Below are 14,987 nucleotides of genomic sequence, written 5' to 3' on the forward strand. Positions count from 1 at the left end.
CTGTTCGGCGGTCAGCCGCTGCCGGGTGCGTTCGAGGGCCGCCGGGCGGCTCGCGACGGGGGTGTCGGTGGTGCCCCACGGGAAGTGCGAGTCGGCGCAGACGGTTGCGGCGTGCAGGCCCTGGCTGAGCAGGTTGGCGGGGGCGGCGTCGCCCTGGTGGACGGTGTCGATGAAGGCCTGGAGCTTCGCGGGCTGCCCGGCGGCGGCCTCGTGCAGCGCCTCCGGGACGCCGCCGTAGTCCGGGTCCGTGAACTCGTAGCTGGTGAGGGCGTCCAGGATCTGCGGTCCGTTGCCGTACTGCCGGACGGTGGCGGCGAGGTCGGCGGCCGGGTCGGTGGTGCAGCCGGTGGCCTGGCAGGCGGCGCGCAGGACGGTGCCGTACGAGACGCCGTCCACGGTCAGCCGCTGGTCGCCGAGGGCGCGGCGCAGCAGGTCGATGTCGGCGACGGTGTCCGCGGTGCCGTAGTGGCGGGCGTTGGGGCCGAGGGCGGCGGCGCAGTCGGCGATGGACTGCCTGCGCGGCACGGCGAGGTCGGAGGAGCCCATGTCCTCCTGGAGGCCCGGGCATTGGAGCGCGCGCGTCCGGGCACGGCGCCTGCCCGGTGATCCCGCCGCCGGGCCGGGCCAGGTCGGCCGCGGCATCGGCGGCGGGGCTTCCCGAGGCGGCGGCGGGGGTGGCCAGGGCGGTGCCGGCGACCACCGCGACGGCGCCCAGCAGGGCGGCGATGCGGCCGCGCGTGCTCGTCATGTTCGTCCTTCCGCTCGCGCCGCGTCCGTGCTGACGCGGTCACGGAAGTAGCCTGCGCCCCGGGGCACTTCGATGGCGAGCATTCGGGTGAGGATTCGATCAGGATCGAATCCTCACCGTCCGGAATCGGGCCGCGGGGGGCGGCGCGCAGAAGGCGGGCGGTCCCGGGCCGGTCCGACCGGACTTCCGGGCCGACCAGCCTGACGCCCCTTCAACCGCTACGACGGTCGCCGACGCCGGTCCCCTGCGCCCCCACTCCGGTCCCCTTCACCTCCCCGGCGGCCCCTTCGCCCCCCGCGCCGGTCCCTTCGCCCCTCACGCCGACGTCGCGCTGCTCAGTCCAGCACGCGCGGGAGGACCACCCGCACCCATTCCTCCGGCTGCGACAGGTGCGGAGCGTGTCCGGCCCCCGTGTACAGATGCCGTTCGGCCTTCGACAGGCTGAGGTCGATGAGGTCCAGCACTTCCCCGAACATCGGCGCGCTGTCGTCGCTCTGCGTCAGCAGGGCCGGTTCGGTGAACCGGGCCAGCGCGGCGAGGTCGAGGTCGAGCGCGTCCGGGTCGCGCAGTTCGTCGAGGTAGGTGGGCGCGTTGCGGATGTACGTGTGCCGGATCGGCGCGGGAAGTTGCTCCCACGCTCCGGGCCCGAAGGCGAGGCTGTTCACGTACAGTTCGGCGGCCGCGGCCGATTCGGCCTGTTCCAGCAGTTCGCGGACGGCGGCGATCCGGTCGGCGAAGGCGGTGCCGATCGGGCGCAGGTCCGGGTCGGCGAGCAGGATGCCGGAGCCGGGCGGCTCGTGCACGGCGATCCCCCGGAGCAGGTCGGGGCGGGCAGAGGCGAGCCGGAGCGTGACGAGGCCGCCGTAGGAGTCCCCGTAGACGAAGGCCGGCGCGAGGCCGAGCCCGTGGATCAGCCCGGCCAGGTCGGCCGCGTCCTCGTACACCGAACCCTGGGTGAGCAGGTCCTCGCTGCGGCTGTGCCCGCGTCGGTCGTAGGCGACCACGGTCGCGGACTCCGCCAGGCCCGGCACCACCCGGGCCCAGGAGTCCCCGTCGCTCCACGAGCCGTGCACGAGGACGACGCCGGGGCCCTCACCGTGGACCTCGTAGTGCAGCGCCACCCCGTTCACCCTGATCTCGGCCATCACGAGTCTCCCGATCTCGGCGGTGCTCCCCCACCAGCCTGACACACCCGTCTGGAAGGCTCAGGTCCGCCCGGCCGGAGCCGCCGTCACGGTCCGTGACGAGGGCAGGCGGCCCGGCCCCGGCAACCCGCGCACGACCCTCACCCGCCGTCCTCCGCCCCCACCCGCCCGGCCTTCGCCGCCCGCCCCTCGCCCCTCGCCCGGCGGAGGCTCAGTCCATCCCGCGCACCGGCGGCTCGTCCCGCGTCCCGTCCTCCGCCACCACCGTGAAGCGCTCCCGCCCCGAAACCGACAGGTCCACCGGGTACAGCGACGCCGTGCCGTTCACGTCCAGCTCCGCGGTCCGCCGCCCGGTCGCCGCGTCCACCCGGGCGATCCGGCCGCGGGTCATCGCCCACACCGAGGTCCCGTCCACCGCCACCCCGGTGACCTGGTCGTCCAGGGCCGCCGTCCACCGCTGCCCGCCGTCCGTGAGCGAGTACGCGACCAGCCGGCCCGTCGCACTGCGGCTCGGGTGCGTGCCGCCGCTGATGGTGACGTCCCCGGGCTTCTCGCCCGGCACGATGAACAGGTCGCCGACGACCACCCCGCCGAACAACGGCCGGGCGTCGAACTCGTCGAAGGCGTGCAGGCCGCCCAGCATCACGTCCAGGTCGTACTCGTCCCCGGCGACCGGGATCGAGGCCCGCTGCCGCCCGGCCCGGTCGTAGCTGAGCACCGCGTGGGTGCCGCGCTCGCCCTGGGCGTCGACCCACACCGCGAGCGGGTCGACCGACACCACCGCGAGGTTCTTCAGCCCGCCGGCCGCCGGCAGGGCGATCCGTGTCCGCTCCTGCCCGTCGGCGGCCGCCAGCGACCGCAGCACGGGCGCCGCCTCGCCGCACTGCGCGACCGTGACCACGTCCTGCACCCCGGCCGCGACCTGCAGCGGGGAGCAGCCGGCATCGGCCGTGCCGCGCCAGACGTCGCTGCCGTCGGTCAGGCGTACCGCCCGCCAGCCGCCCTTCTCCTGCAGGACGGCGTGCTGTCCGGCGACGGCGACCACGTCCGGCGCGGCCGCGTCGCCGTCGCGGGCCGGCGCGTCGACGGCGGCGGTCCAGCCCTCCTTGCCGTCGGCGAGGCTCAGCGAGGTCACCGCGGAGCACGGCCGGTCATGTGGAGAGTGCCCGATCAGCCCGACCCCGACCCAGACCCCGGCCCCGGCCCCGGCGGACCCGTCCGCTCCGCCGGCCTGCCCGGTCCCCCGGCTCATCGCGCACACCGAGTCCTCTCCGGGGGGCGTCCACCGCCACACGACCGCGCCGGTGGCACTGCGGTACGCCACCACGACGTCGGGCCGGACCCGCACCACCAGGTCCCCGGCCGTCCAGCTGCCGACCGCGCGGGTCGTGGACGGCCGGTCCAGCGGTGCCTTCCAGGAGTCGTTGAGGCCGTCCCCGGCGAAGGAGACGAAGACCGCCAGTCCCAGCAGCGCCCCGACGACGGCCGACGGCAGACCGTGCCTGGGGTGGATCAGCGCCCAGACGAAGCCCGCGCCGCACGGCATCAGGCCGAGGATGCTGATCGCGCCCATGTACGCCAGGCTGTCGCCGCCGAAGCCGTTCGCCGGCCCGAAGAGCACCGCCAGCCCCATGCTGACGAACATGGCCCCCAGCACTCCACCGGAGACCACCAGCCAGGTCCCCTTGTTCCAGCCGTTCCAGCTGTTCCAGTTGGCCCGGCTGTTCCAGGCGAATCTGGCACCCCACCCCGCCCGGACGACCCTGTCCTCGGGCCCAACGGCCATGCCGGTCTCTCCCCTGCGACGCGCCGCCCACCGCGACGAGGCAACGATCTTCGGATCGTTGCAGAGGCCGCCATGATCCGAAACAAAGAGCAGGGAAAACCCCGGCCATCACCTGCACATGAGAGGCCATGAGAGGCCCGGAGTTCGCCGACGGATCGCCCTGACCTGCCTCGGTGGTGTACCGGACTCTGCCGAGGCCAGAGCGATAAGGGGACAATATTGGCCCCTCCTCTCCGCCCCCGGCCGCCTCCCACCGCTGCCGGTCCGGACGCATGGGCCGCGACCGCTCCCCGGCGCCGGTCGTGCCTGAGCGGGGCGTTACCGACGCCCTCGGCCCGTCAATCGGCCTCCGGCCTCTCGGCGACGGCACGCAGGGCGAAACGGCAGCCGCCTGATCGCAGCGGTGAGGACGGGATAAGGAGGCCAAGGCGAGGCGCGGGGCCCACCGAATCCGCCTCCAGCTTCCAACCACCTCCCACGACATGCGAGTTGGCCGCGCAACGGGCCCGACCGCGCACCGCCCGGCCACCACGCGCTCGCCCGACCGGGTGAGCCTCCCCGCCCGGCAGTACGTACACGCCGGGTCGGCTCGTTCTGCCGTACATGACTCCCCCGCTCTCCACCCCTCCGCCACCCTCCGCACACAAGGACGCACACCGCGACGCACACCAGGACCCACGGCAGGCGGCACACCGGACAGCGCTCCAGGCCGCGCCGAGGCTCCCGTGGCCGTGATCGGCCGGACGACGGCCGCCGTGATCTCCGTCACGATCCTGCTCGTCCCGGCAGCCGTCACGCCCGGCCACGACCGGCCCCGCGAGGCCGGTGCGGGCTGGTGGGAGGTCTCCGCGAACGCCGCCAACGTGCGGATCGACCCCTTCGGCGGCGGCAGCGTCATCGGCCTCGCCCGCTCCGGCGACACCGTGGAGGTCATGGACACCTGGACGTCACCGCTCGGCGCCCGCTGGGCCGAGGTCATGGTCGTGCGCACGCGGGTGACCGGCTGGGTGCTCTGGTCCCTGCTCGCGCACCACGGCCCGCCGACGGAACCGTAGAATCCGCCTGTACACATCAGGAAGGATTTCGCGTGTTCCGAGCGCAGCGTCCGCGCACCGCCGAGCTGACCCCTCGCCAGGGGGACGAGCCGGTCGAAGGCGTCGCCCTGCTACTTCCGGGCGGATTCCTCCGCAGCCGCAGCGGACCGCTGAAGGTCGCCGAACTGGGCCTGCGGGACCTCGCCGCGGAACTCACCGACCGCGGTCGGCCCCACGGGGTCGCCGTGCACCTGCTGCGCTACCGCTACAGCGGCTGGAACGGGGCCGACGCCGACACCGCCGTCGACACCCGCTGGGCCCTCGACGAACTCGCCCGCCGGTACCCGGGCGCGCCGGTGGTCCTGATCGGCAACTCGCTCGGCGGCCGCGCCGCCTTCTGGTGCGCCGGTCATCCGTCCGTCGCCGGTGTCGCCGGAATCGCCCCCTGGCTGCCCAGCGGCGACCCGGTCGACCAACTGGCCGGACGACGCGTGCTGATCGTCCACGGGACCGGCGACCACAGCGCCGCCAACGCCACCCAGTCCCTGGAGTACGCGCTGCGCGCCCGCCAGGTCACCCCCGACCTGGCCCGCTACGAGGCCCCGGGCGCCAACCACTACCTCCTCCGCGAAGCCCGCGACATCAGCACCCTCACCACCGACTTCACCCTCGCCACCCTGAACGCGGCACCCGCCCCCCTCGCGACCGGCTCGGTCTGCACCCGCCTCCCCACCCGGAGCTAGCGGAGCTGCCCGCGCTGCTCGCACTGCGCTCCTCGCACTGCCCGCACCGCCCGCACTGCCCGCACTGCCCCCACTCACTGACCCGCATCCGGGCGATGCGGTCGCGGCGTCGATCGGCGGCCGGTGCGGTGGGATCGACGACGGTCGGGCGGCCGCCCTCCCGTGGCGGCCGCGGTGGCAGCAGCGGCAGCAGTGGCAGCGGCGCCGAACTCCCCGGGCCTTCCCTGCCGATCGGCAGGGAAGGCCGCCGAACTCCCGCCGCTTTCCGCCGCATTGCCGCCGAAATCCTGCCGATCGGCACATGTGCATACGGGTCGGATCGATCAGCCTTGGAGCAACCGGCACGGCAGCCACCCGGGCTGTCGAGAAGGGAGCCCCATCATGACCCGCACCACCCACACCACGCCGACCGGGCGCCACCCCCAAGCCCTCCGCGGCCACCTCGGCCTCCCGCCCAACGGCACGCCGACTGCCCACCGATCCCATCCGCCCCCGGCGTGCGGCCCGGCCCGGCCGGCCCCCCGCGTGCCGGGCCCCGACCACCCGCCGACCACTCCGTCCCCAACCCCCGGACGTCAGCCCCAGCAGACCCTCACATCCCTGGCCCCTCACATCCCCGGCCCCTCACCCCTCCTCCCCTTCACGCTCCCCACCCTTACCCTCCGCACCCCTCGCGCTCCGTGCCTCCAGCCGTCCCCGCCCCTGGGAGGCCCGGCGGATTCACCTTCGCCTGTTCGGCGAGGAGGTCGGCGAAGGCCACCGTGAGGGAGTCGGGGCGGGTCCGGGTGTAGGCGGTGAGGGTGCGGCGAATCGGAGGGTCGGGGCGGAGCACGGCACCGTCGAAGTGCGGCGGGATGATGTTGGCCGGCACCAGGGCGGGGCCCAGTCCGGCTGCGGCCAGCAGCGGTGCGGCGGAGGTCTGTTCGGCGCGGATCGCGGCCCGGGGGTGGAAGCCGGCTCGGGCGGCGACGCGGTCGAGGAGGTCCGCGAGGCCGTTGTCGGGGGCGTAGTGGACCCAGGCCCGGTCGGCGAGTCGGGCGAGTGCGACCGCGCCGGTCGGGCTGTCCGCGAGCGGGTCGTCCCCGGGCAGGACGACCGCGAACTCCTCGACGCCGAGTTCGCGGATCGGCCCTTCCCAGTCGTTCGGGGCTGGGCCGATGGCGACGTCGGCGCGGCCGGCGGCCATGGCGGCCTGGAGCCGGTCGGCGTGCGGATATTCGCGCAGCCGGATCCGCACGCCGGGGTGGCGACGCCGCCAGGCCCGCAGTACTGGCGGCAGGATGCCGAGGCTGACGGAGTAGACGGCCGCGACCTCCAGCTCTCCCTCCTCCAGGCCGGCTGTGCGTCGGGCGACGGTGTGCAGGCGTTCCGCTTCGGCGAGCGCTGCGCGGGCGTGCGGCAGAACCGCCCGGCCCATCGGGGTGAGCCGCACCGCGCGCGGCAGGCGTTCGAGCAGCGGGCCGCCGACCGCCTTCTCCAGGGCGCGGACCTGGTGGGAGAGCGCGGGCTGGGTGACGTGCAGTTGCTCGGCCGCACGGGTGAAGGAGCCGGTGTCGACCACCGTGACCAGGTATTCCAGCTGCCGAAGGGTTGCCATGAGCAGATTTTATCGTCGGGGTAGAAAAGAAGCCTTGGACTCATCACCGCAGCTCAAGGGAGGGTCATGGGGTGGCCGCCGCGACCAGCAGCAGGCGGCCGATCCACCTGCAGAGGAGTACTCCCATGTCCGATTTGTCGCGCAGCGCCGCCCTCGGGGGCCGCCGGATCGTCGTGGTGGGCGCGGGCTCGCGCACCGGCCGGGCCTTCGCGAAGGCCGCTTCGGCCGCCGGCGCCGAGCTCGTGCTGGCCGGCCCGGATCCGCGCAAGCTGGAGTGGACGGCGGGCGAGCTGGCGGGCCCGTCCGAGGTCGCGGCGATCGACCTCGCGGACGAGCGGTCGATCGCCGGTTTCGCCGCCCGCACCGGCGGGTTCGACCACTTGGTCTCCACGGCCGCGATGCCGGCCAACGGTCCGCTGAAGGACCTCGAAGCGGCCGATGTGCAGCGCGCGTTCTCCGCCAAGGTGATCGGACCGCTGTTGCTGGCCAAGCACCTGGCCGGCCAGGTGTCCGGGAGCGGTTCGTTCACCTTCTTCTCCGGTGTGGCGGCCTGGCGCCCGGCCCCCGGTCGCACGGTGATGGCGACGACCAACGGCGCGCTGGCCTTCCTGGTCCAGGCCCTGGCGGTGGAGATCGCACCGGTCCGGGTCAACGCGGTCTCCCCGGGCATCGTTGACACCGGCTCCTGGGACGGCCTCGGCGTCGACAAGGAGGCCTTCCTGCGCGGGGTCGCCGAGCGCAACCCCGCCCGCCGGGTGGGCAGCCCCGACGACCTGTTGAAGGCCGTGTTCTACGCGATCGACAACCCGTACGTCACCGGCACCGTGCTGCACGTCGACGGGGGTGGCCGCCTTGTCTGAGTCCCGCCCCACCGCGTCGTCCACCGCCCGCGCGCGCGTCCTGCTCCGTACGGCCGCCGTCGCCGCGGCCACGGCCGCCCTGCTGGGCGGCACCGCCTCAGCCGCTCCCGTCCGCCCGGCCGCCCCCACCGCCGCCCAGGACGCGGGCCGTCACCAGGCCCCGCGGTCCTGGCCGGAGCGCCTGGTCGACCGTTCGCCCGACCTGGTCCAGCCGAAGGCACTCACCGTGGACCGCTCGATCGGTGCCCGCCGCGCAGCCCAGGAGGTCCACCTGGCCCAGCAGTTGTACACGTTCTGGAACACCGGCCGGCAGAAGTACCTGGACGCGGCGATCAGTCCGCAGTTCCGGGACAACACGCTGCCGCCCGGTCGCCCGCAGGGCCCGACCGGCCCGGCGCTCGCCTCCCGGACCTTCCGGGGCGCCGTGCCGGATCTGACCTGCGAGCTGTCCGACGTACTGGTCACCGGTGACAAGATCACCGCCCGGCTGGTCTTCCGCGGCCACTTCACCGGTACCTTCCAGGGCGTCCAAGGCACCGGCCGGCAGGTGGAGTTCAACGCCATCGACATCCAGCACGTCGGCACCGACCGGATCGTCGAGGACTGGCACATCGAGGACAACACGGCCCTGCTGGCCCAGCTGGGCGTCAACGGCTGACGCCGCACCCCGCCGGCAGAGACGCCAGGCCGACCGGCACGCTCCGAAATCGCGTTGGCGGTCGGCCGCCCGTCCTGCCTATCGTCGGGGGATGACCAACCGAACCTTCCGCATCACGGTGCGCGGCGTCTTCGACGGCCTCACCGAGAACCAGCGCGCCGAGCTCGTCAGCGCCGCGCCCCGGCACGACGTGCTGCGCGCCGCCTTCACCCGCGAGGGCCACCTCAGCTACGACCTCCCCACGCGGGCCGCGTTCACGTTTCGCTTCCTCGACGAGGGCGAAGCCGAGGAGGACATCCTGGAGGCCACCGAACGGGCCGAGCAGGCGGCACGGAGCTGGCTGACGGAGCGCGGCTACGGCTTCAAGAACCTCCGCTCCCAGGCCGAGGACCTCTCCCAGGCACCGCTCGGCAAGCGACAGCGCCGCGCCGCCACCGCCCGCTGACCCGCCCACCCCCTCCCCCTACGCCTCCTCCTTGACCGCTTTCCCGGCGCGATATGCTTGAGCGGTCAAGGAGGTGGCAATGACAGAGCAGGCCAGGACGAGCCCGGGCCCCGACCCGCTGGACACCGCCCTACGGCTGGTCCGCGCCCAGACCGCCGTGGTCAAACGGTTCGACGCGAGCCTCGGCGGTCTCCACGGCGTGAGCCTGTCCGACTTCACCATGCTGCTCCACCTGGCCCAGGCCCCGGGCGGCAGGATGCGTCGGGTCGACCTCGCCGAGGCCCTCGGTCTCACGGCCTCCGGCGTGACCCGGGGCCTCGCACCGCTGGAGCGGATCGGCCTGGTCACCCGCGAGGCCGCCGCCCGCGACGCCCGGGTCGCGTACGCCGCCCTGACCCCGACCGGCCGCGAACGCCTCGCCGAGATGCTGCACACCGCCCGCCAGGTCGCCGCCGAGCACTTCGCGGCCGACCAGTGGAACGCTGACGACCTCACCCGTCTCTCCGCCCTGCTCACGCGCCTCGGCGGCACCGCCCCCGGCCAGCGGCTCGACTGAACACCGCCGGCCGGGACAGCCCCGAGCCCCTGGAGGCACCTCGATGACCGCCCCCGACCGCACCGACTCCACCACCGACTCCACCGCCGGACCCGCCACCGGACCGGCCACCCCGGTCCCCGACCTCACCGTCGACGGCACCGGCCTGCTCTGCGTCCAGCTCCTGCTCCGCCTGCGCGCCCGGATCGCACACCTCCCGGCCGGCGCGGTGGTCCACATCCACACCACCGACCCCGCCGCCCCGCTCGACCTGCCCGCCTGGTGCCACCTGACCGGCCACACCTACCTCGGCCAGGTACCGCCCGAGGGCGCCGACCACGAGGTCCACGCCCTGCGTCTCACCTCCGCCCCCGTCCGCACCCGCCCCGACCGCCCCTGGCACCCGGCCCACACCGCCGACTGACCGCGCCCCCGCGCAACCCACAGCCGACAGCCGACACTCACCGCTCCCCCCTGACCGTTCTCGCCTACCGCCCCTCCAGAAGGCCTGGCAACGGGCCCGAGAACGGCTCACTCCCGACTTCCCTCCGCCGCCCGGTGTGCCACGATGAGGAGACGAACGGCCGACAACCACAGGGAGGTTGACCAGCATGGACCCGACCCTCCACTGCCGTTGGCACAACGAGGACGGCCAGTGGGCACTGACCGTCAGTCACAACGGCGACGACTGGGAGCTGTTCGCCGCCACGCCCCACGGCTCCGAGCGCCTCCCGTTCGCGAACCCGGACGAGGTCCGCCAGCTCGCCCAGGCCCTCCTGGACCTGCCCGCGGAACCCGAGCCGTACGAGTTCGAATGGCAGCTCTCCCGCACCGAGCTCGCGAGGACGGGGCGCGAGCTGACCCGCTTCGCCACCTTCGCCGTCGGGCTCGACCCTACCGACGGCCACCGGCCGTACCTCGCCTACCAGTCCTACTTCCACTGGGACCAGACGACCGCGCTCGGCCTGGAGGTGATCTGCGAGGACCCACCGGTCGACCACCTCCGCGCCCAGGCCCACGCCTTCCTCACCAGCCTCCCCTGTCCGCCCCCGGCGCAGCCGTAGACGCCACCCGCGGCGGCCGGCTCGCCGCCCCAACCACCGCCCGCCCGAGCCCCCGCGCCAACTGCGCGAACTGCGCGAACTGCGCCAACTCCACCCGGGCTTCGACCTGTTCGCCCGACGGGGCCTCCGGCAGCTCCGGCGTCAACGAGCGTGCCACACCGGCGAACCGGCCCCCGACCGCCGACCCCGCTGCCGGTCCCGGCCCCGCCCCGCCCCGCCCCGCCGGGCCGCCTCACCGATGCTGTACGTCTCGTCACCGTTCACGGCCACCGCCCTGCCGCCTCCCTCCCCCCACGGGAGGTGCAAGCGCCCCTCAGCGGGCACCCTTCAACGAGCGCCCCTCAGTGGGCACCCGTCCCCGGGCGCCCCTCAGCCAACGCCCTCGACGAGCGAGGCCGAAGCCCCGCCTCCCTCACGCCGTCCGCCGCAGCAGTGCCAGGTACATCGCGTCCGTCCCGTGCAGGTGCGGCCACAGCTGCACGTCCGGCCCGTCGCCGAGCGCCGGGACGCCCGGCAGCAGCGGACGCGCGTCGATCCACTCGAGCCGCCCGGCCTCCTCACGCAGCACGTCGTCCACGACCGCCCGGGTTTCCGCCAGGTGCGGCGAGCAGGTCGCGTAGCCGACGACGCCGCCGACCCGGGTGGCCTCGATGGCGGAGCGCAGCAGGTCCCGCTGGAGCGGCCCGAAGGCCGCGACGTCCGCCGGGCGGCGCCGCCAGCGCGCCTCGGGGCGGCGCCGCAGTGCGCCCAGTCCGGAGCACGGCACGTCGACGAGCACCCGGTCGAATCCGCCGGCCCGCCAGGCCGGGCGGGTTCCGTCCGCCGCGATCACCGTGTAGGGGCCGGGGTTGCCCTGCAGCGCCCGTGCCACCAGGCGGGCCCGGTGGGGCTGCTTCTCGCTGGCGACCAGTGCCGCCCCGCGCTCGGCGGCCAGTGCTCCGAGCAGCGCCGCCTTGCCACCCGGTCCGGCGCACCCGTCGAGCCAGATCCGGTCCGGTCCTTCCAGCGGGGCGTTCGCCAGGGCGAGCGCGACCAGCTGGCTGCCTTCGTCCTGGACGCCGGCCCGGTTGTCCTGCACCGCCGCGACGGCGCCCGGGTCGCCGCCTTCGGCGAGCCGCAGGGCGAACGGGGACCAGCGTCCCGGGCTGCCCTCGGGCAGCGCGTCGGCGAGTTCGCCGACGGTGGCACGGCCGGGCCGGGCGACGAGGGTGACCTCGGGCCGCTCGTTGTCGGCCCGCAGCAGGTCCTCGATCGCGCTGCGTCCGGATGCGTCGGGCTGCCAGCGGCCGAGCGAGTCCCAGAGCGCGGAGACCACCCAGCGCGGGTGCGAGTGGACGACCGCCAGGTGGTCCTCGGCGTCCTGGTCGTACGGCGGGGCGACCTGCTCGATCCAGGCGTCCAGGTCGCGGGCGCTGATCCGGCGCAGCACGGCGTTGACGAACTTCGCCTTGCCGTCGCCGAGCACGACCCGGGCGAGTTCGACGGTCGCCGAGACGGCGGCGTGGCTCGGGATGCGGGTGGTGAGCAACTGGTGGGCACCGAGCGAGAGCACGTCCAGCACCGGCGGGTCGACCTTGCTGAGCGGCCGGTCGATGCAGGCGGCGATGACGGCGTCGTAGGTGCCCTGCAGGCGCAGGGTGCCGTAGACGAGTTCGGTGGCCAGGGCGGCGTCGCGCCGGTCCATGCCCTTCTGCTCGGCTTCGCGGAGCAGTGAGGGCAGGATCAGGTTGGCGTACGCGTCGCGCTCGTCGACGGCGCGCAGGGCGCGGAACGCGACGATCCGGGCCGGGTCCTTCTTCGGGCGGCGGTGCGGGCGGGGGGCGCGGTTGGCGCTGGGGGTGGTCACAGGTGCCTCAAAGTGCTGCGGTTGTTATCGGAAGATCTCGAACGAACAGTAACGCGTGACCCGGCGGTCGGCCTCGGAGCCCGGGTCGGCCTCGCATCCCGGGCCGCCCTCGGAGGGAGCCCGGTTCACCCGGCGCCGCCGGAGCCCCGGTTCGCCCGGCGCCCCCGGGGCCCCCGGTCCCCTAGCCCTCGCCCCCGAACCGCTCCCCCGCCTCCAGCCGGGCCCCGCGGGCCCAGTCCGCCGCCCGCATGGCCTTCTTGCCCTGCGGGCGGACCTCGCCCAGCTCGATGTCGTGGCTGCCGGTGCCGACCCGGACGCTGTTCTTGCCGGCCATCGCCACCTCGCCGGGAGCCAGCTCGGCCGACTCCGGCAGGAGCCTGACCGGCCCGGTGACCTTCAGCCGCTCGCCGCGGAACTCCGTCCACGCCCCCGGTGCCGGCGCGCAGCCGCGCACCACGCGGTCGATCCGCAGCGCGGGGTGGTTCCAGTCGATGCGCGCGTCCTCGACGGTGATCTTCGGCGCAAGGGTGACGCCCTGGGCGGGCTGCGGCACGGCGTGCAGGGAGCCGTCCTCGATGCCGTCCATGGTGGCCGCGAGCAGCCGGGCGCCGGAGAGCGAGAGCCGGGTGAGCAGTTCGCCGCTGGTGTCGGTCGGGCGGATCTCCTCGGTGATCACCCCGTACACCGGGCCGGAGTCCAGGCCCTGTTCGATCAGGAAGGTCGACGCGCCGGTGACCTCGTCGCCGGCGAGCACCGCGTGCTGGACGGGGGCCGCGCCGCGCCAGGCGGGCAGCAGCGAGAAGTGCAGGTTGACCCAGCCGCGCTTGGGGATCTCCAGGGTGCCGGGGCGCAGCAGCGCGCCGTAGGCGACCACGGGGCAGCAGTCGGGGGCGAGTTCGGTGAGCCGGGCGACGAACTCGGGGTCGCTGGGCTTCGCCGGCTTGAGGACCTCGATCCCCGCTTCCTCGGCGCGCTGCGCGACGGGGCTGGCGACCAGCTTGCGGCCGCGGCCGGCCGGGGCGTCGGGGCGGGTGACCACCGCGACGACCTCGTGCCGGTCGGAGGCGAGCAGGGCGTCCAGGGCGGGAACGGCGACCTCGGGGGTGCCGGCGAAGACGAGACGCATCAAGTGCCTTTCTGCGGAACGGAGTCGGGAGAACGCGAGCTCAGCGCGCGGCGCCGAAGGTGCTGTGCGGCGAGACCTTGACGACCGGCGCCGGGCCGCCGTCCCAGTCCGCCTCGCGGATCGCCTTGAGCGCGGCTTTGCGCTGCTCGCGGTCAAGCCGGTCGATGAAGATGATGCCGTCCAGGTGGTCGGTCTCGTGCTGGATGCACCGGGCGAGCAGTCGGGTGCCCTCCAGGGTGACCGGGTCGCCGTGCATGTTGAAGCCCTTGGCCACCACGCCGTACGCGCGTCTGGTGTCGTAGCGCAGACCGGGCAGTGAGAGGCAGCCTTCGGGGCCCTCCTGCTCGTCCTCGCTCAGCGACAGGTCCGGGTTGATCAGGTGCCCGGTGACGCCGTCCACGTGGTACGTGAACACCCGCAGGGAGACGCCGAGTTGGGGCGCGGCCAGGCCGGCGCCGGGGGCGTCCAGCATGGTCTCGGTGAGGTCGCGGACGAGGTTGCGCAGTTCCTTGTCGAACACGGTCACCGGCTGGGCGGTGGCCCTCAGGACGGGGTCTCCGAAGAGACGGATCGGCTGGATCGCCACGGGGTGCGGGCTCCTGTCCGTCGGGGTGTCGGGCGTCCGGGAAGGACTGCGGGCAACGGCTGTTCCGGCCAATTCTATGCAACGCCCCGGCCCCGCCCGCCCGCCCTCGGACCCGCCGGCGGCCTCCTGACATATCCCGACTCTGCCGAGCGGCGTTACCCCGGCCCCCGATTCGGCGTTGGTCAAGAGAGATTGACCGGGGCCGGGCGCACGGGACACCGCGCTCCGGCCGAGCTGAACCGTACGGAAGGTGGCGCGTAAGCCATGGCCGAGCAGATCAACCACGACGCCCGGGCGCGGGCGAGCCTGCACCTGCTGGTGCGGGACATCGAGCGGGTGAGGCGCCAGGTCGACGCGCTGCGGACGCTCACCGCCCAACTGGGAAACGTCTACCGACCGCGCCGCCCCAGCACTTCGGCCGGCTTCGTGGTGTACGGGCGGGCGCCGGCACCGACGGTGCGGCTGGCGCAGGAGCTGCGGGAGAGCGTGGAGACCCTGGTGGCGGCGGCGGTCGAGTTCGACCGCGCGCTGGGGTTCTCCTGGGACTCGGTGGGCTCCGCCCTCGGGGTCACCAAGCAGGCCGTGCACCGCCGCTACGGCATGCGCCGCCCGACCAGCGAGCTCCTCGCCGCCAGCGCCGCCGTCCCGGGCCCGAGCCGCCCGGACCGCTCCGAAGAACTGCCCGCCGTTCCCACCGGCGGTCTGGCCGCGACCGTCCCCGCTGCCCGCCAGGGCGGCCTGGACCGCAGCAGCCTGGACCGCGCCTCCTTCGACCGCGGCCCGATGGACCGCACGCCCATCGACCGCACCCCCA

General features: G+C 74.5%; 14 protein-coding genes and 2 pseudogenes. 9 read left to right on the plus strand and 7 right to left on the minus strand.

The genetic code is table 11. The annotated features are described in order from the left end of the window. The 3 genes and pseudogenes from IF30_RS0120790 to IF30_RS0120805 form a co-directional block, all read right to left on the minus strand. Window positions 1-546 (minus strand): annotated as a pseudogene (locus tag IF30_RS0120790) (hypothetical protein); the annotation flags it as partial. A gap of 537 nt (window positions 547-1,083) precedes the next feature. Beyond that, window positions 1,084-1,893, minus strand: coding sequence for an alpha/beta fold hydrolase (locus IF30_RS0120800; protein ID WP_030240573.1), 810 nt, complete (start codon window positions 1,891-1,893; stop codon window positions 1,084-1,086). 211 nt (window positions 1,894-2,104) lie between these two features. Continuing rightward, window positions 2,105-3,679 (minus strand): PQQ-binding-like beta-propeller repeat protein, encoded by a 1,575-nt coding sequence (locus IF30_RS0120805; RefSeq protein WP_158835303.1) that lies wholly within the window; start codon window positions 3,677-3,679, stop codon window positions 2,105-2,107. Window positions 3,680-4,434: 755 nt separating this feature from the next. On the opposite strand from IF30_RS0120805, the gene IF30_RS47985 reads away from it, so the two are divergent. Continuing rightward, on the plus strand, window positions 4,435-4,734 hold the full coding sequence (locus IF30_RS47985) for a hypothetical protein (protein WP_158835306.1): 300 nt from the start codon (window positions 4,435-4,437) through the stop codon (window positions 4,732-4,734). Between the two features lie 32 nt (window positions 4,735-4,766). Continuing rightward, window positions 4,767-5,456, plus strand: a complete 690-nt coding sequence (locus IF30_RS41735; RefSeq protein ID WP_051710717.1) for an alpha/beta hydrolase — start codon at window positions 4,767-4,769, stop codon at window positions 5,454-5,456. A 655-nt stretch (window positions 5,457-6,111) separates the two neighbouring features. Here the strand turns inward: IF30_RS41735 and IF30_RS0120825 are convergent. Beyond that, a complete protein-coding gene (locus IF30_RS0120825; protein WP_051710719.1) occupies window positions 6,112-7,053 on the minus strand; it encodes a LysR family transcriptional regulator in 942 nt (313 codons plus the stop codon). A gap of 125 nt (window positions 7,054-7,178) precedes the next feature. Between IF30_RS0120825 and IF30_RS0120830 the strand changes: the two genes are divergently transcribed. The 6 genes from IF30_RS0120830 to IF30_RS0120855 all read left to right on the plus strand — a co-directional run bounded on the left by IF30_RS0120830 (window position 7,179) and on the right by IF30_RS0120855 (window position 10,615). Next, window positions 7,179-7,913 carry an SDR family oxidoreductase gene (locus IF30_RS0120830; RefSeq protein WP_030240593.1) on the plus strand — a complete coding sequence of 245 codons (735 nt, stop codon included), beginning with the start codon at window positions 7,179-7,181 and terminating at the stop codon, window positions 7,911-7,913. Beyond that, a complete protein-coding gene (locus IF30_RS50265; protein WP_051710738.1) occupies window positions 7,906-8,571 on the plus strand; it encodes an ester cyclase in 666 nt (221 codons plus the stop codon). Before IF30_RS0120830 ends, IF30_RS50265 begins: the two co-directional genes overlap by 8 nt. A gap of 91 nt (window positions 8,572-8,662) precedes the next feature. After that, the gene (locus IF30_RS0120840; RefSeq protein ID WP_030240601.1) at window positions 8,663-9,016 is read left to right on the plus strand and encodes a DUF6204 family protein; all 354 of its coding nucleotides are present in this window, start codon (window positions 8,663-8,665) and stop codon (window positions 9,014-9,016) included. A gap of 79 nt (window positions 9,017-9,095) precedes the next feature. Further along, entirely contained in the window at window positions 9,096-9,572 is a 477-nt protein-coding gene (locus IF30_RS0120845; RefSeq protein ID WP_030240603.1) for a MarR family winged helix-turn-helix transcriptional regulator, read from the plus strand. 43 nt (window positions 9,573-9,615) lie between these two features. Then, window positions 9,616-9,975: a sulfurtransferase TusA family protein gene (locus IF30_RS41740; RefSeq protein ID WP_078891558.1), complete on the plus strand. Its 360-nt coding sequence runs from the start codon at window positions 9,616-9,618 to the stop codon at window positions 9,973-9,975. Between the two features lie 187 nt (window positions 9,976-10,162). Continuing rightward, window positions 10,163-10,615, plus strand: coding sequence for a hypothetical protein (locus tag IF30_RS0120855; RefSeq protein ID WP_030240608.1), 453 nt, complete (start codon window positions 10,163-10,165; stop codon window positions 10,613-10,615). A gap of 412 nt (window positions 10,616-11,027) precedes the next feature. Here the strand turns inward: IF30_RS0120855 and IF30_RS0120860 are convergent, their stop codons facing one another. The 3 genes from IF30_RS0120860 to def all read right to left on the minus strand — a co-directional run bounded on the left by IF30_RS0120860 (window position 11,028) and on the right by def (window position 14,173). Continuing rightward, window positions 11,028-12,461, minus strand: a complete 1,434-nt coding sequence (locus tag IF30_RS0120860) for an RsmB/NOP family class I SAM-dependent RNA methyltransferase (RefSeq protein WP_030240609.1) — start codon at window positions 12,459-12,461, stop codon at window positions 11,028-11,030. Between the two features lie 181 nt (window positions 12,462-12,642). Further along, a complete protein-coding gene (gene fmt, locus IF30_RS0120865; RefSeq protein ID WP_030240610.1) occupies window positions 12,643-13,587 on the minus strand; it encodes a methionyl-tRNA formyltransferase in 945 nt (314 codons plus the stop codon). Between the two features lie 40 nt (window positions 13,588-13,627). Beyond that, complete coding sequence (gene def, locus IF30_RS0120870) at window positions 13,628-14,173, minus strand: peptide deformylase (RefSeq protein ID WP_030240615.1); 546 nt, start codon at window positions 14,171-14,173, stop codon at window positions 13,628-13,630. Between the two features lie 264 nt (window positions 14,174-14,437). Between def and IF30_RS50610 the strand changes: the two are divergent. Then, a pseudogene (locus tag IF30_RS50610) lies at window positions 14,438-14,908 on the plus strand (hypothetical protein); the annotation flags it as partial. Window positions 14,909-14,987: the final 79 nt, after the last annotated feature.

Origin of the sequence: Streptomyces sp. NRRL S-350, assembly GCF_000719705.1 — a bacterium.
Lineage (GTDB): Bacteria > Actinomycetota > Actinomycetes > Streptomycetales > Streptomycetaceae > Kitasatospora.